Consider the following 22,224-nt stretch of genomic DNA (forward strand, 5'->3'; position numbering starts at 1 on the left):
ATTGTCTTGATTGTCTTTACAGCGATCTACGTGTTATGCAATTTCTTCTATTTAACGAGCAGCCTAGTATTGGCAATATATATCAAATCGCCTGAGTAAATTCGGTAAGGTTCGCCACTTTCCAGCTTTTTGGTGCCACTTTCGTTCGCAGACCGTAGCCCGGTACCGTTGCCGGAATCCACATCCTCCACAAACCAGTCGCTGTTTACCCGGTTGAGTACCGCATGCTCCACACTTACCAAGGAAGCATAATCTGTACCTGCTAAATCAATATCTGCCTCAGAGCGTGATGTTGTTTTGCCGATTAACAATGATGTTTCGCTTTCGATGTACCATTCTTTAACGGACTCACCCTCTTCATCAATCAACACCAGCTTGGTAATCCGTTTACGCTCTGCCTTTGGCTTGGGCACAGGTACCACGGACACCAGATTGCGCAGTATGTATACAAGCACGCTAATCCCAATACCTATCGCGACCACAGTCTTCAAACCGCTGTAGCCTGTACGATTAAACACATAAAAGGCGATCGCCAGCATCAGCCCGAACATGGCAACATCTATGATGAAAACCCATCTGCTCTGCGCCGTTTTCACTGCTTGCTTCCCCCGTTTCTATCCTGAAATCATCACTTTTTACGAATACCAAAAAATTGGTTGAACATGGCTGAGGTATCCGTCGGATCACCGGATTTTTTCGTTTTTTTCCCTGGTGAGCGCTCCTTCGTTTTCGGATGAAAGCCGAAAAATTGCTCAAAATCAGTGCCTATGTCAGCCGGATTGAATCCTTTAGCTGTCCTACGCGTACCGCCTGAAGGTGCTGCCCCTCTCGCTTTATCTTGCTGTTCTCCGCTAGTTCCTGTAGCTTTTCGGATGAGCTCAGCATCGTATGCCTGCCGCAATGCTTCGTCACGCAAGGTATTGTAAGCCTCGTGAATCAGCTTGAACTTGCGCGTTGCTTCCTCGCTTCCCTGGTTGGTATCAGGATGATACTTTTTGGCCAGTTTACGGTAAGCTTGCTTAATCTCTGCCTCCGAAGCATCCCGGCTGACACCGAGCAGCTCATAGTAGTTGGTCATTGTCTGATGTTCCCCTCTCCGAAAAAAATAAATATTAAGAGACCCGTAGGCCTCTTAATATTTATCCACCCTTCACGTATGCGCCGGGTGAGTGTGTGTTTAAGCCGCGCTTAACGTTAAGACGTTAAGCTTAAACTGGATATCCGCCGTCGATAGTAGCCAACTCGGTTTTGTCTTTCTTTTGTTTGATGTAGAGTGTAAACGCGCCTACACCTTCTGTGTCGCCGAAGTGCTCGTTGTAGTCTACAACGAAAGCATTCGGGAAGTAGATTTTACGCACCACTTGATCGGCTGCGATAACTTCCAGTGTTACTTTACGGTAGCTGTCTGCTTTTTCAGCAGGAACCAGAGACCACAAAGCCAGTTTCAGCGTGTCATCCGCGCTGTCACCGTCTACTGCTGTGATGATTTTACCGCTGATGCGCAGCGTGGAGCCTACGTCAGTGGAGCGTGCATTGGAATCGTCCGGTGTATCGGTGTCATAAATAACCGTTTGGATGTTATCCAAGCCCAGCTCGATTGTTTCTTGTCCTTCTACTTTCAATCTGAATCCCATGTGTGTTGCCTCCTTGATATTAGGTAAAATGATGGCGGAAGAAGCAGGGCTTCTCCGCGATTTATGTATAAAGGCGGTTCTGGATAGAAACGCCTCTACCATCTTTCGTAGTGCTCGGATCATGATTTGACCGAGCTGGTTCCCTTAGTTATCATGACTTCCAGGTTCTTCACATTACCATTGAAGACCAGATCGATATGACACATATTGCTTTTCTCGTCAATAATGAAGCTCATATCATCTCCGTCCTGAATGATCGAGTTCACAGATCCTCTGCTGCTCAGCCACTTGCTCTTCTGGCTGCTCGGATTGTTACTAAAGAAGCGGACGATATTTTCGTGCTTGAAATCACCTGTTTGGTAGCGCAAAATACGTTCAATGTACGTGCTGACCAGCGTTTTGTAGATAGAGTCAAAGCCGTCCTCGGACATCGCCATGCTTCTTGCCTTGTAGACAGTAATCCGGCGGATATCCTTATCCTGAATCTGAGCATTCTCGGACGAAAATACAAAGCCAAAGTTTTTACGGTTGATGGCATCCTTGATCGTGTTGGTGAACCCAGTGATTTCCTTGGCCATCGTCGTCACCGTGCGCAGACTGTTGTCTCCAGCTTCAATGTCGAAGCGTACACCCGGGAAGTTTTTATTGACCGTTTTGAACGTCTCACGCAGGTATTCAGGACATTGATAGGAAGCGACCAAGCCAGCGGCCACATAGGCAGCGCCCACATATACGCCCTCGATCCACAGCTTGAGAATATCTTCTTTTTCCTTGGAGAGCTGCACACCGTCTTCGGTCTGTAGCATTTTGCTATCAATAATGACACCCGATTTATCCTTCGGAATAATGGTAAAGTTTGGTACACAAGGAATCGCAAATTCGCTATATTCTCTGCGTACAAGACTGGCGCATTTATCGACATATTTATCGATGCCTGCTGTCGCCATACTGTTGAAGGTCGTCTCTTCACCGGATTCAAAGTTAAAGAACATTTGAATTTTGTAATCCTTCACGACTTGCAGCAGCATCGAAAGCGATTCCATCGAATTTCCGCCCTGCTTTACGACCTTCTCGTTGCCCTTAAAGCGTTCACGAGAAACTTTTACCTTACCGGCTGCTTCAAGCTCGATAGATGGAACGATCCCGAACCAGATGGTGTCGCTGAATTCATTTTTGGCATTTACGGTGTTCAGGTACGTTTCCAGACGCGGGATATTGCTACTTTTCACCAGCATGTCCAGCTTGTTATTCGCTACCAGCATTGTCGGCAGCATCCCTTTGCTCTTCGTCGCATATTGATCGAAGAACATTTTGACACCGAGGATTTTTTCTACCAGAGGCTTAACCGCCTTTACGAAATCATCCTTGGCATTTTTATAGAACTCCAGATACGTGTTGTAGTTCTGAACTTCAACCGCTGTGTCAACCTTGGTCTGAACAGCTGGCAGTGGCACAAACGTGCGAACCACCAAGTCTTTTACATAGTCAGAAGGCGTATCTGTAATAGAGTTGTAATCTTCTTCGAATACTTGGGAGAGATCGCCAGTGCTGTTCTCATCCAACAGCATCAGCTCAGTACTTTCGCTCTTCGGCGCTTCAATAATTTTCAGTTCGCCGCTTTCCCCAATGGAGAGCATACCCACCTGGATCAACTCACCGGCGTTTTCCTCTTGGGCCCCACCGAGCAGAAGTCGGGTTTTGATGTCCTCAATGGCCAGTGGCAGCATAGCCATAACGTTGTTATAGTTCTGGCTCGCTTCCTCGAACATGGCATTCAGCTTGTCACCCATGTCGAGTTTCTTCGGATCTCCATCATCCAGCTTGTCGTATTCACCGTACATATAGTGAATTTCTTTGCGGACTTGACGAATATCGTCCATAACCTTTTTCGGTGAAATCATATCCAACAGATTTTCAAATTTGAAATCTACATTGGTGATTCCTTGACTGCGCTTAGTATCAATGAGCGTAAACAACATTTTCAGAAAATCATTGCTTTGATTGATACGAATTTCAGAAATGCTATCCTCATCAATTCCCTCAGGCTTTTTAAGGGTGTAGACGACCTTTTGATTGGCCGCGTTAAAAAATGAATACACGGTCGGTGAAAACTTATCCAAAAATTCGTCAAAGCTGCGCACCAGAAGGTGCTGATTAATTTCCTTGATCTTCTCATCGCTCAAGCTGTCGATACCCTTCACATCACCTACAATGGTGATCAGGTCCAGCTTTTCCGGGTTAATCTCTTCAAAAAGCATTGTCCGGTTGGTTTGATAAATGATTTCCATCGCTGTCGGCAAATGAATAAAGTTTGAGTATAGGTCCATTGCTCCATATTCGGACATGGGATGTCCAATTTGAAACGGACGAATATTCATTTTTAGTTCATTTGCCTCCTCCCCCCTACTTAACATTTAAATTCGTCAAAGGATTGAGCTTATACCACATTTACGGTACAGGCATATAACCTCGAAAATCGGTCCGAAGCGCTATTCGGCTTTTAACGGCAAGGCATTCAAATGAGATAAAATTCAAAATCAAAAGTCATATAACACAGAAACTTCAAATTTATGATTTCGTATTCCTAACTTCAATCCCAATTTTTGCCGTTGATACGAGAGCTATCATACAAAGCACCCTTTAGTTTTGTCAATTTCTGTAGTCTCAGATTGAAATAGGGCATTTTGGCTCATTTTATGCGTGAATACGTAATTTTTATGATATGTTAGACCTGTTTCTTCAGGGAAATATTCACAAATGGAATCCAATTGCCGATAGAAGTTCATTGGATATTTCTGATAAGCGTAAAAGTATCAAATTCATGGCTAATGTGAGGGTTTTCAGCTGTTTTGATCCTTTATCCCTTATATCCCAAGGATTAGGAGAGTTGGCACGCCCACATTGGTCTCGCCGATGGAGGAGCTTATGTTCAGAATAAGGAAACTAGGAATTATCATTTTCATGACTTTTGTACTATTTTTCCAAATGGGCTTAAACGGGGTCATTTGCACTGTAAATCAGGCTAATGCAGCATCTTCGGGGACTGCTCCGATTGAGGGTTACGATGCTGTTTTTGTACTGGATACCAGCTATTCCATGAGAGACACGGATCCCGAGGGTATTGCCGCCGAAGTCATTAGTATGTTTATGGACTTAAGTGATGCAGACCGTACACGCGTGGGTTTCGTCGCCTACAACCATCATGTTGTCGCCTCAAAACCACTTACCTCGATTGGCGTGGCAGCGCAAAAATCGCAAATTCAGCAGGAAATCAGAATGTTGAACCGTTCTGGCTATACAGATTTGGGACTTGGGCTGCGTAAAGGCTCAGAACTGCTAGCTGCCGGAGCATCCCAAGGGCGTCAGCCTTTTATGATTTTATTGTCAGATGGAGAGACTGATTTTGGTGCCTCTTCTGGTTCTCGGTCTAAGGGTGACTCGAATAACGATGTATCCTCTGTCATCAAATCTGCACAGACCAAGGGATACCCGGTGTATACGATTGGCCTGAACCATGATGGCACGGTAAACCGGCAAGAACTCGAACGGATCGCTTCTCAAACGGGAGGAGCTTCTTTTATTACGAGTAGTGCTGAGGATCTGCCGGAAATTCTGAATCGTATTTTTGCCAGTCAAATTCGCTCCAAACTCGTTCCAGTTGCTGCAATTACGACCACTGGCGAGATGCAAGAATTAACGGTGACTCTACCGGACTCTAGTATGGAGGAAGCCAATCTGGTGCTTTTGTCGGAGCATCCCCTGCTGGAAACCCAGCTATACTCCAATTCAGAAAATGTCCGTAGGTACAAGTCGAGCCGATATGCAATTTTGAAAATTGAGCATCCACAAGCAGGTAAAGTGAAGTTGAAATTACGGGGCATACGCGGAGATTTGGTTAAAATCAATTTACTTGGCAGCTACCGACTGGAAGCTGAAGCTACTATAGGAGGAACGCAAACAACAGCAACTCATGGCAACAAGCCTATGCAATTGCTGAAGGGACAAGCGACACCATTTCAAGCTCAGCTCCTGTTACCGGATGGCCAAAATCTTACAGATGAGGCCGTATATACATCTCTTCAAGCCCATATTATAGTTACCCCTGTAAAAGGCGGTACAGCTAAAAAGGTGCCTATGACCTATAAGTCAGGAGCCTTTCATACCGAATATGCGTTCCCACAAACGGGTGATTATACATGGCAGCTATCTCTGGATAGTCCGCAGTGGTACCGTAAGGGAATTGTACATAAAGTTCACGCCACCAATGCAGCACCACAAGCATTAAAAGACCTGACGATACATCTGGTAAAAGAAGACGGTGACTCCCGTCGAAGTTTAGAGGATTTTATTGTTGATCCCAATCATGACAAGCTGAATTATAAGCTGGATTCAGGAGCCTCTGAGGATACAATTAATGCCGAGATTAACGGTAATGATCTGCTGCTATCCAAGCTTCACACAGGTGACACGAAGCTAAAGATTACCGCTACCGATCCAGAAGGTGCATCCAGTAGCGCTACACTGACCGTTTCAGTCCAATCCCGGTATACAGCCATTAAATGGACGGTAGCCATCAGCATTGTGATAGCTGCTCTTCTGTATTGGTTCTTGCGACCGAAGCCGCAGTTTGCTGGAAGAATCGAAGGATATTTTCTCGCTACAGCGAGTGGACAGGAGATTCCGGTAAAATCTTGGCCGCTGACCTCCTTTCCGGGTCATAAGGTCAGCTTGCAGGAGTTATTCCGTACGCTTGACGTTCACGAACCGTTGCCAGAAGCAGAACGAATCCTATTTTCCGCAGGTAAAAAAGGGACTCTGATCGTGAAACATGATACACGTTGCGCCCTGCAGCATGGAAAAATCAGATTGACCCGTAACAAAAAAGCGGTCATGGCGTATGGTGACAAACTGTACATCACGTTTGAGGACGGCGTCACTGAAATTGAGCTGCGGTACAAGGCGATTAAGCCGAACACTTCAGTGTACACCGACCATATTCAAGCTCCGACAGGATAACGTCCGTCGGAATAAAAAAGAGAAGCACCTACTCTTACGATTAACGAACCGTAAGAGTAGGGCGCTTCCCTTTTTTTATCCAATATTCCGCACGTAGTGCGGCTTTAAACCATCGAAGTGAGCGGCAACGCTTGTTAGCCTGTACCGCCAGGCCACGCCGAATCACGTACGGCAGTAGTGAAATCCCTGCATTTTCGATCCGAATCCGTTCGGTCCGATCTGCAAATAATCTGCCTGGCACATCCGGTGGGGGTGATCCTTTTTGGCAATAATACAGCGTGGCGGCCAAGCTATAAATATCCGACACAGGTCCCTGCCGCGAACGGTTAGAGTAAAATTCCAGCGGAGAATAGCCTGCCGTCGTGAAGATCGGATGCTCCTTGCCTTCGAAATGCACAGCAGAGCCAAAATCAATCAGCTTGATGTTGCCATGTTCCCCAACCATAATATTGCCTGGCTTAATGTCCCGATGAATAATTCCTTTGTTGTGTATATACTCCAAGGCATCAATTAATGGTAGCAGCGTTTGGTACAAAAAAGTAGGATCAGACGTTGGCACAGCTTCTTCTTGCATCATTCGATCCAGCGTCTTGCCTGCACAGTATTCCATGACCAGATAAGCAGTTCCATTTTCCTCAAAGTGATCTATATAACCGACAACCCCCGGATGATTTAATTCCTTCAACATTTGCCCTTCACGCAAGAAATAATGCATAAACTCTACATATTTGGATTGCATAGAAGCGCTACAAGTGACCGTTTTTCGATCCATCCCCCGCAAAGCCAGCGCATTCGGAAAAAATTCCTTTACAATGACCTTTTCTCGGTTATCCAACAGCCTTGCCGTATACACGATGGCCAGCTCACTGCGGGACAAGGCGCTTCGAATTTGATATGTATTTCGCAGCTTCGTATTGCGGGCAAGCAGATTCCCGCTTGTATCCACGATCATGACTCGTCCTCCTGTCAGGTTCTTAGCTTATGTCTTTTGTATATATCGGCTTATTACACGTCTTTTTATTATACCGTAAATCAGGTTATTGGAAAAACAAATAACCTGCCATAATCTCCCTTAGAGAAATGATGACAGGTCTTTTGGCATTCATCTGGTCCTATTTTCTCAAATCGTTTAACCTAATTTTGTACCTGGCTTCATGCTGCGCACACCATTGGTATTTTTCTTCCGTTCGCTGCGCAGTTTGCCTTTACCTTGTTCTGGAGTGCGAATGGTGAGGGCAATCAGGAACGATACGACGCACAGCACAGCAATTGTGGTAAAGGTCGGGATAAATCCGCCGAGCAAGGCAGCGATAAATGACCCCGCCAGCGCACCAAGGCCAAAGCCCTGATACACAATGCCATAGTTTTTGCTTTGGTTCTTCAGACCGAAGAAATCAGCTACGATGGCAGGAAAGACGGTAATATTGCCCCCGAAGCAAAAAGCAATTCCTGCTACACAGGCAAAGAACAAACCAAAATTCAGGGGTACCAGACTCAGTACTGTAACTGCAACTGCTGTTGTTAAAAGTGCACCTGCTACCACTTTCAGACGACCTACCTTGTCCGATAGCGCACCTAATATAATCCGACCCGCCGTGTTGAAAATAGCGACCATAGCGACCGCATTGGCGGCTGTTGCTACATCCAAGCCAGCCATCCGTACACCGATATCTTTGACCACACCGATCAGGTAGAGACCACTCATACAAGCGGTAAAGAACATGACGAACAGCAGGTATGCCTGCTTGGTGCGCAGCATTTCTTTAACGGTATAGTCCCGCTGTACAGCCCCATTTTGTTCCGAAGGTTTGTTCACAACTACTGCTTCTTTCACCAGGAAAGAACCACCGACGATCATGATCAGCACGATGATACCCCAATATAGAAATGCCTGCGATACGCCAACAGACTGAATCAGCGAACCGTTAATATACTTAAATATCAGACTGCCTGTACCGTAGGCCCCAACTGAAATACCGGAGATAAGTCCTTTTTTCTCAGGAAACCATTTAATCAGATTTGACAGTGATGTAATATATGCCGTTCCATCCGCAAAACCTACGACAATACCTGCCAAAATGTACAGCAGGGATAACGAAGTTACCTGTGAACTGAGCATGAGCCCTGCCCCTAGTACGATACCTGCACACAAAATCAGACGACGAAGTCCCCATTTATCCTGTAGCTTGCCTGCGAATAACGTAGCAAACGCCAGTGCAAAACTGGTAATTGAAAAGGTAATAGCGACCGAACTGAGGTTCCAGCCAAAGCGGTCCACCAACGGTTGATTAAATAAGCTCCATGTGTAAATGGTACCTAAACCCATCTGGACAATAATCGTTCCCAGTACGACCAGCAGGCGATTTCCGCTGTTTGATTTCATATTGATCTCCTCTTTTCATTCCGGCTCTACAGCATCCATTTGTTATGATGATAACCGTGAATCCAGTACGCTTTGCGCCTGTGAAAGAGCAATTCTGTAAGGATTCTGTTTACACGGTTATTATAACCCTGCATGTCAGCTAGAAATCGTTTGAGGAATGAAATGCACATATAGCGGAATGAAATGCCTTTAAAGTCGCATAATTTGCCGAAACTCCTTGGCCTTACTGCGACTCACCGGAATTTCTGCTTCTAGTCCACGCAAGCGCAAGAGATACGTATGATTGAACCAAGGTACAATTTCACGGATTTGCGACAGATTAACCGTATACGATCGGTGACAGCGAAAGAAGTCCTGCTGCGGCAGGCGGGCATGAAATTCCGAAATGCTCATCGGCATCGTATATTCTTCATGCCTTGTAAAGACACGAGTTACCTTTTCCTGCGCACACGCATAGTAAATATCGTTTGCATCCGTTACGATAATTTTGTCATTTTTCAGCAGATTAATACGCCCCGGAGCAGCAACGGTACTGGTTTCAGCAGCTCGGGGTTGCCCAGCCTGGACAGGTTCCTGTATTTGAGCGTTTCGCTGCTCATAAGCATTTTCGAGCTTATGCAGCATGGATGCGATCCGTTTTTCATCATATGGCTTGAGAATGTAGTCGAACGCCTCCAGTTCAAAAGCCTGCGCCGCATGTTCTTTATAGGCGGTCGTAAAAATAATATAGGGCTTTTTAGCAAATTTGCTAATGTTCTGTGCCAATAGCATCCCGTCCAATGAAGGAATGTTAATGTCCAGAAAGATCGCATCCGTCTCCTGATCTTGCAGAAACCGGAATACATCCAGTCCATCCTCGAAACTATCGGTCACCTCAATACTGCTATGAGTCTGAATAAGATACTCCAGCTCTTCACGTGCCGGAAGTTCGTCTTCTACAATTATGGCCTTCATGACTTCTCCTTTGGTATGTCAAAATATACTTCGGTGCCCGGATCATGTTTAAGAATAATGACTCCTTCACCGTACATAAGCTTGAGTCTTCTGTGCACATTGTACAAGCCGATCTGTTTAGCCGGAACTTGATCATGATATAGGTTATCCACTACATCGTCCCGTATACCCACCCCGGTATCAGCTACAGAAATACGCACCTTTTCGCCACGGTCTTTTACAGAAATGGTTACTGTACCTGGCCCTTTTTTCTTGAGGATTCCATGATTAATCGCATTCTCAACTAGGGGCTGGATAATTAGGCTCGGAATGCGCACGGACACCTCATCCATTACATACTCCACCTGAAGCCGATTGCCGAAGCGAGCTTTTTCAATTTCTACGTAATCCGACACCTGTTGAAGCTCCTTGTGAATTTCGATCAAATCATCATTCAGCTCCAAATTATAACGCAGATAGCCTGACAAATTAATAATCAGCTCTCGCGCCTTATCCGGTTTGGTGCGCGTCGTCGAGGCAATGGCATTCAACGCGTTGAACAGAAAATGAGGGTTGATCTTCGTCTGGAGTGCCTTTAACTCGGCCTTATTCGCCGCTTCCTTAATTTGCTCCACACGCGACACTTCCATTAACGTAGAAATGATCTGAGACAAGCCAATCGCCATCGTCTGCAACGGATACGTGATTTTATAAGCTTTTCGGTAGTAAATCTTTAGGGTTCCGGTTACTTCTCCCCGCTCCTCTAACGGGATAATGAGCAGAGACTGGATTTGGGGCGTTTTGTCGTCAGCAATATGGTTGCGGATCGTGATTTTACCACTGCGGATCGTCGATTTAGTCACATCGCTAATAATTTCATCCCCGATATGATAGCGTTCTTCGCCAAATCCGACGTAAGCCAGTACATCTCGGGTATCCGTAATCGCCACCGCGTCTGCCTTGATGTCTTCTTTTATAATCGAGCAAATCGTATGCAAGGATTCCGCATTAATCGAACGAAAATAAGGCAACGTCTTGTTGGCAATATCCAATGCCAGCTTGGCCTGTCTTGCTGCGATATTCTCCTTTTCCCCCTCTACACTTTGGATCAATAGAACGATTAAACCGATACTGACCTCTCCGATAATCATCGGTAGACCGATCTTGGAAACGATGTCCACACCAAGGCCGTGAGGTTGTGCCATTACCAGAATGAGCAGCATCGTCAACGCTTCACAGACCATACCTGCAGCGATGCCGACCAGCCATCTCTTGGAACGATTGACCCGGCGGCCGATATATCCTGACACCACACCTGCCAGAATACTTGTAATCAAACACGGAATCGAGGTCACTCCCCCGATATCAATTAGATAACGATGGATCCCCGATACAATACCTGTAATGATCCCAACCCAGGGTCCGAACAAAATACCGCCCGCCATAATTGCAATGATTCGAACGTTAACCAGCGAGCCTTCAACTTCAATCCCGGTGTAGGTACCAAACAGGGCAAACATACAGAAAATCAATGTTAGTAAAGTCAGCTCTGCCGGAGAATGACTGTTCTTCTGCAAGGTTTCCTTAAATCTGGGGATACGTGTAATAAAAAACAAACAAATCAGCAACAATGCTGCGCGCTCAAAGAGCTGCATCAGCATTTCCAGCAAGGCGTTCACATGCGTTCCTCCCAAATAAAAACCCATTATTCACATATTTCAATTCCTACCCTGCCATTACGGGCACGAATAAGCACCTTCCCGCCAATCGGATATGTAAACTGCGGCGTGGTATGACCAAAATCGACATCTGCAATCACAGGAATAGATGCCAATTCTCTTTTCGAACAAATGATTTGCCGCAGCAATTCTTCTGTCATATGCGAAGCCTTCTGAAATCGACCTATGATGATTCCTTTAACCTGATCAAATTCAGGCTGGTGCAACAATGATTGCAAATCCCGGTCAAATGTAGCGGGAGAGCTTTCGTAATCATCCTCAACAAACACTATGGTTCCTTTTAGACTTGGCATGTATGGGGTTCCCTGTAACAAATTCAGAGTACACAAGTTTCCGCCCACAATCGTACCCTCTGCTTCGCCTTCATGAATCGCATATGGACCCGCATTGCGGTGAAAGCTTCTTTGATCCTGATCCTGATCCTGATCCTGATACCAAGCATCGTCACTCCACTCTGGCGACGATTGGATTTGAATGCTACCCTCTTCCAACATTAACCTTTGGAAATAAGTCGTCGTATATTCATTTCCTCGCAACATGGCGAACGTCAAAAAGTGAGGTCCTGCATACGTGATAAGCCCTGTTCTGGCATAAATCGCATGGCTTAACGCCGTTATATCCGAATAGCCACATAATCGTTTAGGATGAGCGCCGATCAGATCATAATCCAGATGGGCTAGAAGCTGATTGGCATTATAGCCCCCAATTGAGGTCAGAATGCCCTTTACCTTTGGATCGACAAAAGCTTCGTGCAAGTCAGCTACTCTAGACTCTATCGAAGAAGATGCAAAGTCATCGTTTTCCAGCACATGCTGTGAAAAGCTCACTTTAAACCCAAGCGCCTCCAGTCTACTCTGAGCAATCAGTCGATTTTCCTCAGAAACAATAGACAAGCTTCGGGATGGCGAAAGAATGCGTATCTCGTCTCCTGCTTTTAATTTAGGTGCTTGCTTTCCCATCATCATAGTCATTCCCCCTTGTTCCAAAGCATTTAAACTGCCACAAATTATACCATCAACTTCCATCTAATTATAGCTTCTAAAACTTCCCACTTCATTCCCTTCTTCCCAATAAGAAGTAAAAAACCGGGGATACCGCTTGTTAGCGATAAGCCCCGGATCTCTAGTCCGATGATGATGCTTTTCGGTTATTTACTTTTGCCGATTTCACTAGAGCTGTTGTTCTCATTCTGATCATGGACCAGCTCTTTCAACTGAATAATCAATGCCTCCAGCTCACTAAATCCCGCTACCATATTGGAGGTTATATTTTGCTGCTCTTCTACTCCAGCCAAAATTTGTTCAGACGCTGCACTTGCTTGTTCTGTCACACTGGAAAATTCCATCATCTCTTGAACGACCTGAGACGAAAATTGTTGCATACTATTCGTACTGGACTCTACCTCCACAGCCTGCACCAATACTTTATTGGCATTTTGCAGGATATCTTCCAGTACAATTTCGGTCGAATGTGCCGACTCCATGCTTTGCTGCAATCTTTCCTGTCCTATGTCAAATTGGCTTACGACGGAATCCATCTGAGTTCTCAGCTGCTCTAAAATACCCTCCATCGCCACTGAGGTGTTCCCAACCATTTCAGCCAAATTACGCACTTCTCCAGCCACGATCGCAAATCCTTTTCCATGCTCTCCCGCTCTGGCGGCCTCAATGGATGCATTCAAGGACAGTAAATTGGTTTGCTTTGAGATTTGAGTAATATCTTTAAGCATGGCAGACATATTGTCACTCTGCAATTTAAACTCATCCAATTCTTCTTTGGTACGACTCATCACCTGACCCAAATCTTTAATTTGAGATGTTAATGCAAGCAGTTGACTGCTGCCTCTACCCCCGGCATTTTTCGTATCTTCGGAGAGCTGCTTCAGCTCCCGGGAATGATCGGCAACCTCGCGCACATGCCGATCAGACTGAGCCAAGTTATCGGTTACCTCAGTGATATTCGAAGCCTGCATCTCTACCCCTTCGGCAACCTCCTGAAACCCGATGGCGACTTCATTCGTCACAATGCCTGTAGCATCCACTTGATTCCTGAATCGTTCTGTAAAGCTATGTAATCCCGCTACAGCCTGCCTCACTTGCTCAAACAGAAATTCAATACGTTGCCTTGTGGCATCCATATTTTTATTTTGTTCCTCCGTTATCTTAAACTGCTTTTGGTTTAACACCGATACCACTAGCAATAGTAACCCAATCAGCCCTACAATAATAAATTCATGTACATAACGCAAAGAACCGGTAGCTGGCAGAGTTGCAGGCGTACCGATCGTAATTTGTATAAAAATATTACATAGATTTAAAGTCATAGCTACCAGAAAATATGGATAAGATGGGTAGAGTAACAACAATGAACAAATAAAGATCGTAGTCACTACCTCCACGCTAGATAAGTTCACAAATATACATATTAATGCACTATAAAATGTAATAATCCAAGGAATAAGCCGGATTCCTATCTTTTGTATATTCAGAATCGTCAAAATTGCCGCGACTACTAATCCTACACCGCTAGATATCCACATCGAGGGATTAGATATTGCCGGGACGATGCTGCTCAAAGTCATAATCCAAAAAATAATGATCACCAATTTGTTTCTTTGCCACAACAATTCATTCGTTCTGTCCATGATTGTGTACGCGCTCCTTAGAGATATATTAGGTATTTATAAAATAAAAATGTAAATGCCATACTATATATATCGTCATATCAGAACGCGTATTGAATGATGGTCGTACTTTAAAGAGAAAAACCGCCCCCTAACAGGGAACGGTTTTAATTCACAGTTTAATCATTTTCTTTAATTAGCAAACGTTTAATGTGCCTGCTGAATCCATTAAGATTCCTTGTTTTCGGAAGCCTCTTCAGCACCTTCAGTTGCCGCTGCATCACCTTCCACAGCAGCATTCTCTACTTCGACTGCACGCGGAACGATCACGGATGCCAGCAACTCCTCTTCAGAGACATGCAGCGTCACGCCTTTAGGAAGCTTCAAGTCGCTTGCGCTCAGCTTGTCGCCAATATCCAGTGCGGATACATCCACTTCAATAGTGGACGGCAAGTCAGAAGGCAAACCTTCAACCTCGACTTCTGTTTCTTGAACTTGCAGAATACCGCCTGATTTTGTACCTACAGGCGTACCCTGATAATCAATCGAAACACGCACGCGAAGCGGTTTGTTTTTGGAAATTTTCAAAAAGTCGGCATGCAACCATTGGTTGTCACGCTGTTGATAATCTTTAATAATGACTGGAATCGTTTCTCCGCCTTCTACTGTGAGATTAAAAACCTCTGAACGTCCGGTTCTGATTACTTTATTAAATTCCTTGGCATCGACATGTACAGGGGTTCCCTCGATTTCAGAGCCGTAAACCACAGCTGGAATCCGTCCTTTTAACCTCAATCCACGAATGGCCGAACCCTTCTTCTCTGTTCTCGGCTGGGCGGTTAGTTGAATACTTCCTCCATTAGAACTCATGATATACAACCTCCTTCAGGTTACCTTACAAATGATTTTCCTCCAAGAATCTTGCTTGTTTACCAGTCGTACTACAGAATATAAGCCAGCAAGCTGGCAAAACTAAACAAGTCCATAATTCTATTTTACCCCTTTTTTCTGAAACTGACGCACATTTGCATAAAAAAATAGCATTTCTCGAAATGATCGAAAAATGCTATTTCTCGTGTATATATGGCAACCAGGCATACAAGTCTATCCCGCCCGGTTATCGTTAACCAGTAATAAATATTCCTCTCTGCCACTATGAATCAATACCTGCATCACAGACTGGGTCGGATTTACATCAATATATCGATCTGCCTCCACATCCTTGGCATCCCAGTGATTCAGGCGGACAATGTAGCCAATTCGCTGTACATCAGGAGCAACCCGAATGCGGGCTACTGCCCGACCATCATCCCAATCGTGAAATTCAACATGTCCGTCCTGGTGTCCGGTGCCCCATACCCACACATTCCAGCCAGAGTATTGCCGGTCTGCACGCTCGTAGATCAGTTCAATCGTACGAAACGGAATAACCGCTCTATCGTTTCCTCGCTGGGCATCTGTCATTGCTGTACCTGCAATCTCTTGATTCGTCCCCTCATCTAAGCCCTTCGTTTCGTTATCCACTTGCTCGTTAGCTTGATCTTGCTCAGTCAAAAAGGAGGCTTGGGGAGGTCCAGCCTGATCATACAACACCATCATCGACCAGCGCGATACAGTCACACGATGGCCTACCACTTCATAGCGTGTCTCATTCCCGGCCCCGTGTGCATCCACGACCACATGCCAACGATCCGATTCCGCAGGCAATGATATTGTCTGCTCTGTATCCGAACCGTTATAAATCACCACAATATGATTCCAGACATCGCCGTTAGCATGATGCCTCAATGCAAAAGCCACCACATGCCCACTGCTTTGCAGGACTTCCATATGCTGCTCCACCAGCTCACGCTGATCCATACGGAATGCCGGGTGACTGCGCCGCAAAGCAATTAAGCCCTGGTAGTAATCAAACACGGATCGAAACCTCGCCTTGTTATTCCACCGGATAGCGTTTACCACATCAGAGCTTCGGTAGCTGTTATGGTCTCCATATTTGGAACGTAGCAGTTCATCCCCTGCATGGATAAAAGGAATACCTTGCGATGTCAGAATCATGCCGTTAGCCAACAGAGACTTACGTACAGTTTCGTTTTCAAGTAGGTTACTTTCATCCAGTTCCTGATACGGGTCTGCTTCAGCTACGGCTTGTTCGGCTGTCCTTCCATCTTTGGGGTTCCCCTGCTCCCATTGCGGAAAACGACAGTTCTCCCGAACATGTCTCACCGTCAAAATTTTATCCCACAAATTGAGATTATCGTGGGCCGTTACATAATTGACGGTCTCTGATGGATGAGCTGTAAAATCATAGATAGCTCCAAAAGCACCTTGAAGTACCCGTTCCTCCTGATTTTCCGCCCCCGTGGCAAACCCATTCCCGGTACCGTCGCTATCTCCCTTAATGGCAGAGCGGTAATTGTCGTTAAAAACGGCAAAGCCCTTATCCCGCTGCGTTCCTTTTAATGTAAGCAAAGGCTGCGGGGACTCCCCACCCGTCCAAGGCTCACCATAGATCAGCAGATCGGGACGTATTTCAGCGCGAAGCTCTCGGGTAAGCTGCTCTACAGTCGGTGTATCAATTAACGCCATCAAATCAAACCGGAAGCCATCTATGTGATATTCCTCTGCCCAATAGCGTAGTGAATCCTTGATATACTTGCGCACCATCGGACGTTCGGTTGCCAGTTCATTACCTACACCTGATCCATTGGTGAGCTTCCCTTGCTCATCCGTACGGTAATAATATCCTGGTACAATCGGCTCAAACGGACCCTTTTCCACCGAATACGTATGATTGTACACAACATCCATAATGACACCAATGCCAGCAGTATGCAGAGACTGTACCAGCCGTTTCAGCTCTCGTATACGCATCTCCGGGTCAGCTGGATTGGAAGAGTAAGATCCCTCCGGCACATTATAATGCTGCGGATCATAGCCCCAGTTATATTCAGTTCCTAATTCCGAAAAATCATTCACCGTATGAAAGTCAGCCACTGGAAGCAAATGAACATGTGTAATGCCCAGCTCCAGCAAATGATCCAGTCCGACACTGTTACCCTCGGAATCCATTAATCCCGTATACGTAAAGGCTGCAAACCGCCCCTGAGCAGTAGATAAATCTTTTATACCCGTATTAAAATCGGGGTCCATCGAAAAATCACGCACATGAAGCTCATAGATAATAGCATCTGTCGTACGCTCAAGTACGGGTCCCTCATCCTGTTCCCATCCATCCGGGTTCGTTCGATCCAAATCAATGATAGCCGTACGTTGCCCGTTGGCTGATACCGCTCTGGCATATGGATCGGTAGCATAATGAATGCTGTGGTCCGCCCACTCCAGCCTGTACATGTAATAATATCTGTTCCAGTCGCCTTCCAGCTCTATAGACCATACTCCGTGACCATCACGATTCATGAGAAATTCCTGACCACCGCCGTGCTCCTGAACGATTCCTTCCTGATCGTACACCCCTGCGTCGGTATACAACGCGATATGAACCTGCTGTGCAGTCGGTGCCCATACCTTAAATTTGCTGCCCGCAGGCGTATAAGTAAGACCCAAATCATAGCCTTCATATATGGGATATGCTGTGTGCTCAAGTCCCTTGAGCTGATTGAAATCAGACATTCCTGTTCACCACCCATTTCTATACATCGGCTTATAGCCTCTGTTCATCCATCATTTATGATGTTTATGACTTGTCAATATACCTCAGGATTTGCAAAATCCTCACCTCATAGGCTATCAAAATAAGACAAGCTTGAAAAGCTGGATGATTTAAATAAGGATGACGCTCCCATTTCAACGCGCACACTCCATTTTATGACAAAACGATGAACAGGCTACAGCTTTCGCCTCCAAAGCATTACATTTATTTCCTAGCTTTTATCACTTATAGCTTGACTGAAAAAAGCGTGCTACAACATGTATCATTTTCATGAGAGTCGGCGGTTATCCATTTGAAAAATTTCGTCAGCCATTCGCATAGTGGAGCTTCGATGCGAAACAAGGATAATCGTTTTGTCTTGTTGCTGTTCTTTTAACGATTTTAAAATAATCGCTTCGTTCAAACTGTCCAAATTGCTAGTTGGTTCGTCCAGCAGTAAGAGGGGCGCATCATGAACAAAGGCTCTGGCCAGCCCCAAGCGCTGGCGTTCTCCCCCAGACAGCCTGTCCCCCAACTCTCCGACCCGGCTGTCATATCCTTGAGGCAATGTCATAATAAAATCGTGTACTGATGCCTTACGGGCTGCTTCCACAACCTGTTGATGTGTAGCATCCGGCTTTCCAATTTTGATATTAGCTGCAATGGAATCGTCAAACAGGAATGTATGCTGATCGACGTAGCTTTGCAAGCTTCTCAAATGTCGGGTCTCAATGTCCTTCAAATCGTGGTCAGATAGTAAAATCCCACCCTTCTGCGGGTCCCTGAATCGCATCAGCAACTTCAGCAACGTTGACTTACCGGACCCACTTTTACCCTGAATACCTATAATTCGCTTGTGTGGTATCGTGAGACTTACATCATTCAGCACCGTTTGACCATCGTATGCAAAAGTCACCTTGTCTATCTGCGCTCCAGTAAAGCCAACGGTCATTCCATTCATATTTTCTTCTACCTCCGGGCTCTCCTCCAGCAGACTTAGCACTCGCTCCCCGCTTGCCAGCGTTTGAAGCAAATTGTTGGACAAATTGCTCAGTGCGACCACCGGACCAAATGAACTAAACAGAGCAATGACTGAAATCAGCATACTTGTAAAATCCATCTGTCCTTTAGACATGCTATACAATCCAGCTAGCAGCATCAAGAATGAAAATCCGACTACAGCTGCATCTGTGACTGCTCTTGTGATGCCTTCATGATGCTTCAACTCTTTCTGCTTGGCATCCAACTGATCCGTACGACGGTTAATTTCATTTAATCGTTGTTCCCCTTGCCCATATTGCACAATTTCCTTCATCCCACGTAAGCTGTCCAAAAAATAACTGCTCAGCTGGCCGAAGCTGCTCCGGTATTCCATCCCTTGGCGCTTGCCGATACGTGACGTAAGTAGGGGAATAAACAAACCGACGGTTATGTAAGCAAGCGCAGCGATCCAGCCTAGTAAAGGCTCATAAGAGCCTATAAAAAATACCATGAGCAGTGAAGTGATGATGCCAATCATAACAGGCGCTATCGTATGCGCATAAAATACTTCCAGCAGCTCAATATCACTTGTAATCAGCGATATCAGATCCCCCTTGTCCTTGCCTTCAAGCTTGGCTGGGGCCAATCTACGCAAGGCTTGAAGCACCTTGTCTCGCAGCACAGCCAGCAGCTTGAAAGCGAGATAATGACCACTCATTTGCTCGCCATAACGAAATACACCGCGCAATACAGCACATAGCACGATGGCAGTCAGCAAAAATGTCATGCTGTAGCCTGTCGTGATGCCCGTTGCTGTCAGTAGGGCAAGGGCCCCGTACACAATAATGCCAATAGCACAAGCAAAGCCAAGCACTCCTGTAACAATAGTGATCAGCAGCACAGGTAAAAGAGGTCCTGCCAAGACCAACAATTGACCCATGATTCGTAAACCGGGTCTACGCATATACTGCACCCCCTTTTACAAACTGTTCCATCCGATGCTGACTGAGATACATCTCCGCATAATGTCCCTGCTTGCTCAACAGTTCCTGATGCGTTCCGGATTCTGCCACCAAACCATTTTGCAGCACATAAATACAGTCAGATTGGATCACGTTTTCCAGTCTGTGAGAGATGAGAATCACTGTTTTTTGACCTGCCAGTGCATGTATGACCTCCATGATTCCTTCCTCACTCTCAACGTCAATGTTAGAAGTAGCCTCATCAAAAATATATACATGACTGTCGTGCAGCAACGCTCTGGCCAGTGCTAGACGTTGACGCTGTCCTCCTGACAGATTCGCACCCTGCTCCTCTATCTCTGCTTCCAATCCCCCTTCGGAGAGAATAAAATCATACAGTTTCACTTGCCGCAATGCCTCCAGCATTTGTTGCTCATCCGCGTGCTCATTGCCCATTCTCAAATTTGCTTCGACGGTGCCTTTAAAAATATAGCTGTTAAAACCGATCCAGGTCATATGACGCATGCGGCTTTCTTCCGAAATGGAGGTCAGTTCGATTCCTCCGATCGTCAGGCTTCCTTGATAACCCTCATGATGTCCAACGATCAATCCGGCTACCGTACTTTTACCTGAGCCTGATTCTCCAACAATGGAAACGAAGCTGCCTTGAGGAATGTCCATGGTTATATTACGCAAGGTATCTCTTTCGTCGTAAGCAAAATTTACCCGTTCCAATCGAATGTCTGTAGCTTCTATGCTTTGTTGTCCTTGTACAAGATCCTCTGTACTCAACATTTCGAATATTTTGTCACTTGCTGCCATTCCGTTCATGGCAATATGAAAGTAGGAACCGAGCAGACGCAGCGGGATGAAAAACTCTGCCGACAGCAACACAATGATGAGCGCTCCCGCCAAGCCAATGTGACCCGAAGAATATTCGCTAACCGCGACCAGCACACCTGCGGCGGCACCACCAAATGCGATAAGATCCATGACAGCTACGGAGTTTAACTGCATGGTCAGGACTTTCATTGTCATTTTGCGAAAATCCTCAGCCGCTGTGTTCATTTCCTGATGTTTATTCTGGTCTGTCCCATAAATTTTGAGCGTGGTCAGACCTTGTACATTTTCCAAAAAGCTGTGGCCCAAATTGACGTAGCTGCCCCAATATTTCCGAAACAGCTTTTTAGCCATCCGCATAATAACAATAATGGACACTGGAATTAAGGGAACGCAGATCAATAGAATGATAGCCGCTTTGAAGCTGACAAAAGAAAGGGTGATGAACAACGTTACAGGTGCAAGCAGACTATAAAATAGCTGAGGCATGTATCTACCAAAATAGGTTTCAAGCTGCTCCACCCCTTCTACAGCAACCTGAATAACCCCTGAGGTGGAGGTATGATCCGTATAAGAGGGGCCCAGCTTTAACAGCTTGCTGTAAATCTGCAAGCGCAGCGTTTTTTTAGCATTGATTGAAGCCCGATAGGACAACATACTGGCTGCGTAATTACTCAGGAAGCGAACGGCAATGGCAGCAATAACAATGACTGTCATGGATAGAATTAGCTGGCGAGTTACTTGTCCTTCCCATGCTTGCTGCATCACAAAGGCCATAGACAAAACGGCGGCTATACTCCCTAAAAGACCGATCCACTGTACGAGCACACCCAAGATGATATATTTTCGAGAATGCTCCACCAGGCCTAGTAGACGACTGTCGACCATTTTAGACCTTTTTTTCGGAGTAGGGACGGCTTCAGATGAAGACGGAGTTTCCGCCTTACCTTCCCTCACAGTTCCGACTCGGAATATAAAATAATAATATTTGAACAGGATGACCAAAACGATGAGCGCTTTGCCCCACACAATGGGGGTAAAGATAAAGCCTGTAATGAGCATAGCTGACGCTAAGCCCAATGACGTAATTTTTGTAGACAGCTTCAACGACCTGGTTTGTACAAAACTCTCCAGATACTTATGATACAAAGATGTATTCGAAAACCACTGATGAATCCTTTCAGACCCCCGCATAAAGAAAAAGGTTGCCAGCAGCAGAAACGGTGTAGTCGGCAACAACGGCACCACTACGCCAATCACTCCAAGTGCCAAAAATAAAAACCCTAAGGTAATATAAATCGGTTTCACTGTAATCCCCCTAATATATATACTGTTAATGATATTTTATAGATAATGATAATCATTATCAATATATATAATTTAGTCAGGTTGTTATGTGATGTAAATCACGCATATAAAAATCCTCTTGAAGTTCAACTCTACAGAACACTTTTGTGCTCA

General features: G+C 45.5%; 15 protein-coding genes. 1 reads left to right on the plus strand and 14 read right to left on the minus strand.

The annotated features are described in order from the left end of the window. Positions 1 to 47: 47 nt before the first annotated feature. The 4 genes from ACH59B_RS18435 to ACH59B_RS18450 form a co-directional block, all read right to left on the minus strand. The gene (locus ACH59B_RS18435) at positions 48 to 596 is read right to left on the minus strand and encodes an FHA domain-containing protein (protein ID WP_404302334.1); all 549 of its coding nucleotides are present in this window, start codon (positions 594 to 596) and stop codon (positions 48 to 50) included. A gap of 32 nt (positions 597 to 628) precedes the next feature. Then, on the minus strand, positions 629 to 1,078 hold the full coding sequence (locus ACH59B_RS18440) for a DnaJ domain-containing protein (RefSeq protein ID WP_404302335.1): 450 nt from the start codon (positions 1,076 to 1,078) through the stop codon (positions 629 to 631). Positions 1,079 to 1,208: 130 nt separating this feature from the next. Further along, positions 1,209 to 1,634, minus strand: a complete 426-nt coding sequence (locus ACH59B_RS18445; RefSeq protein ID WP_007431573.1) for a hypothetical protein — start codon at positions 1,632 to 1,634, stop codon at positions 1,209 to 1,211. A 119-nt stretch (positions 1,635 to 1,753) separates the two neighbouring features. Beyond that, complete coding sequence (locus tag ACH59B_RS18450) at positions 1,754 to 3,922, minus strand: hypothetical protein (RefSeq protein ID WP_025365581.1); 2,169 nt, start codon at positions 3,920 to 3,922, stop codon at positions 1,754 to 1,756. A 625-nt stretch (positions 3,923 to 4,547) separates the two neighbouring features. Between ACH59B_RS18450 and ACH59B_RS18455 the strand changes: the two genes are divergently transcribed. Beyond that, entirely contained in the window at positions 4,548 to 6,650 is a 2,103-nt protein-coding gene (locus tag ACH59B_RS18455; protein ID WP_404303999.1) for a VWA domain-containing protein, read from the plus strand. Between the two features lie 40 nt (positions 6,651 to 6,690). On the opposite strand, the gene ACH59B_RS18460 is transcribed toward ACH59B_RS18455, so the two are convergent. The 10 genes from ACH59B_RS18460 to ACH59B_RS18505 form a co-directional block, all read right to left on the minus strand. After that, the gene (locus ACH59B_RS18460) at positions 6,691 to 7,602 is read right to left on the minus strand and encodes a serine/threonine protein kinase (RefSeq protein WP_404302338.1); all 912 of its coding nucleotides are present in this window, start codon (positions 7,600 to 7,602) and stop codon (positions 6,691 to 6,693) included. A gap of 177 nt (positions 7,603 to 7,779) precedes the next feature. After that, positions 7,780 to 9,033 carry an OFA family MFS transporter gene (locus tag ACH59B_RS18465; RefSeq protein WP_016818666.1) on the minus strand — a complete coding sequence of 418 codons (1,254 nt, stop codon included), beginning with the start codon at positions 9,031 to 9,033 and terminating at the stop codon, positions 7,780 to 7,782. A 189-nt stretch (positions 9,034 to 9,222) separates the two neighbouring features. After that, positions 9,223 to 9,987, minus strand: a complete 765-nt coding sequence (locus tag ACH59B_RS18470; protein WP_013372559.1) for a LytTR family DNA-binding domain-containing protein — start codon at positions 9,985 to 9,987, stop codon at positions 9,223 to 9,225. Further along, the gene (locus ACH59B_RS18475) at positions 9,984 to 11,645 is read right to left on the minus strand and encodes a sensor histidine kinase (RefSeq protein WP_174820839.1); all 1,662 of its coding nucleotides are present in this window, start codon (positions 11,643 to 11,645) and stop codon (positions 9,984 to 9,986) included. The genes ACH59B_RS18470 and ACH59B_RS18475 overlap by 4 nt, the downstream gene beginning before the upstream one ends. A 26-nt stretch (positions 11,646 to 11,671) precedes the next feature. Further along, complete coding sequence (locus tag ACH59B_RS18480) at positions 11,672 to 12,670, minus strand: S66 peptidase family protein (RefSeq protein ID WP_404302341.1); 999 nt, start codon at positions 12,668 to 12,670, stop codon at positions 11,672 to 11,674. A gap of 182 nt (positions 12,671 to 12,852) precedes the next feature. Beyond that, positions 12,853 to 14,349: a methyl-accepting chemotaxis protein gene (locus ACH59B_RS18485; RefSeq protein WP_404302343.1), complete on the minus strand. Its 1,497-nt coding sequence runs from the start codon at positions 14,347 to 14,349 to the stop codon at positions 12,853 to 12,855. Between the two features lie 207 nt (positions 14,350 to 14,556). Next, positions 14,557 to 15,198, minus strand: coding sequence for a 50S ribosomal protein L25 (locus ACH59B_RS18490; RefSeq protein ID WP_019688287.1), 642 nt, complete (start codon positions 15,196 to 15,198; stop codon positions 14,557 to 14,559). A 234-nt stretch (positions 15,199 to 15,432) separates the two neighbouring features. Further along, positions 15,433 to 17,961, minus strand: coding sequence for a type I pullulanase (gene pulA / locus ACH59B_RS18495; RefSeq protein ID WP_404302345.1), 2,529 nt, complete (start codon positions 17,959 to 17,961; stop codon positions 15,433 to 15,435). A 308-nt stretch (positions 17,962 to 18,269) separates the two neighbouring features. Then, positions 18,270 to 19,925, minus strand: coding sequence for a thiol reductant ABC exporter subunit CydC (gene cydC, locus ACH59B_RS18500; RefSeq protein ID WP_404302347.1), 1,656 nt, complete (start codon positions 19,923 to 19,925; stop codon positions 18,270 to 18,272). Continuing rightward, positions 19,918 to 22,071 carry a DUF454 family protein gene (locus ACH59B_RS18505; RefSeq protein WP_404302349.1) on the minus strand — a complete coding sequence of 718 codons (2,154 nt, stop codon included), beginning with the start codon at positions 22,069 to 22,071 and terminating at the stop codon, positions 19,918 to 19,920. Before ACH59B_RS18505 ends, cydC begins: the two co-directional genes overlap by 8 nt. Positions 22,072 to 22,224: the final 153 nt, after the last annotated feature.

Source organism: Paenibacillus sp. DP01 (assembly GCF_044784315.1).
Lineage (GTDB): Bacteria > Bacillota > Bacilli > Paenibacillales > Paenibacillaceae > Paenibacillus > Paenibacillus polymyxa.

Bases quoted from the DNA above. Each gene is read 5' to 3' on its own strand.
- ACH59B_RS18440 (WP_404302335.1), bottom strand. From the start codon at position 1,078: ATGACCAACTACTATGAGCTGCTCGGTGTCAGCCGGGATGCTTCGGAG.
- ACH59B_RS18445 (WP_007431573.1), bottom strand. From the start codon at position 1,634: ATGGGATTCAGATTGAAAGTAGAAGGACAAGAAACAATCGAGCTGGGC.
- ACH59B_RS18450 (WP_025365581.1), bottom strand. From the start codon at position 3,922: ATGGAAATCATTTATCAAACCAACCGGACAATGCTTTTTGAAGAGATT.
- ACH59B_RS18455 (WP_404303999.1), top strand. From the start codon at position 4,548: ATGGAGGAGCTTATGTTCAGAATAAGGAAACTAGGAATTATCATTTTC.
- ACH59B_RS18460 (WP_404302338.1), bottom strand. From the start codon at position 7,602: ATGATCGTGGATACAAGCGGGAATCTGCTTGCCCGCAATACGAAGCTG.
- ACH59B_RS18465 (WP_016818666.1), bottom strand. From the start codon at position 9,033: ATGAAATCAAACAGCGGAAATCGCCTGCTGGTCGTACTGGGAACGATT.
- ACH59B_RS18470 (WP_013372559.1), bottom strand. From the start codon at position 9,987: ATGAAGGCCATAATTGTAGAAGACGAACTTCCGGCACGTGAAGAGCTG.
- ACH59B_RS18480 (WP_404302341.1), bottom strand. From the start codon at position 12,670: ATGATGATGGGAAAGCAAGCACCTAAATTAAAAGCAGGAGACGAGATA.
- ACH59B_RS18485 (WP_404302343.1), bottom strand. From the start codon at position 14,349: ATGGACAGAACGAATGAATTGTTGTGGCAAAGAAACAAATTGGTGATC.
- ACH59B_RS18490 (WP_019688287.1), bottom strand. From the start codon at position 15,198: ATGAGTTCTAATGGAGGAAGTATTCAACTAACCGCCCAGCCGAGAACA.
- pulA (WP_404302345.1), bottom strand. From the start codon at position 17,961: ATGTCTGATTTCAATCAGCTCAAGGGACTTGAGCACACAGCATATCCC.
- cydC (WP_404302347.1), bottom strand. From the start codon at position 19,925: ATGCGTAGACCCGGTTTACGAATCATGGGTCAATTGTTGGTCTTGGCA.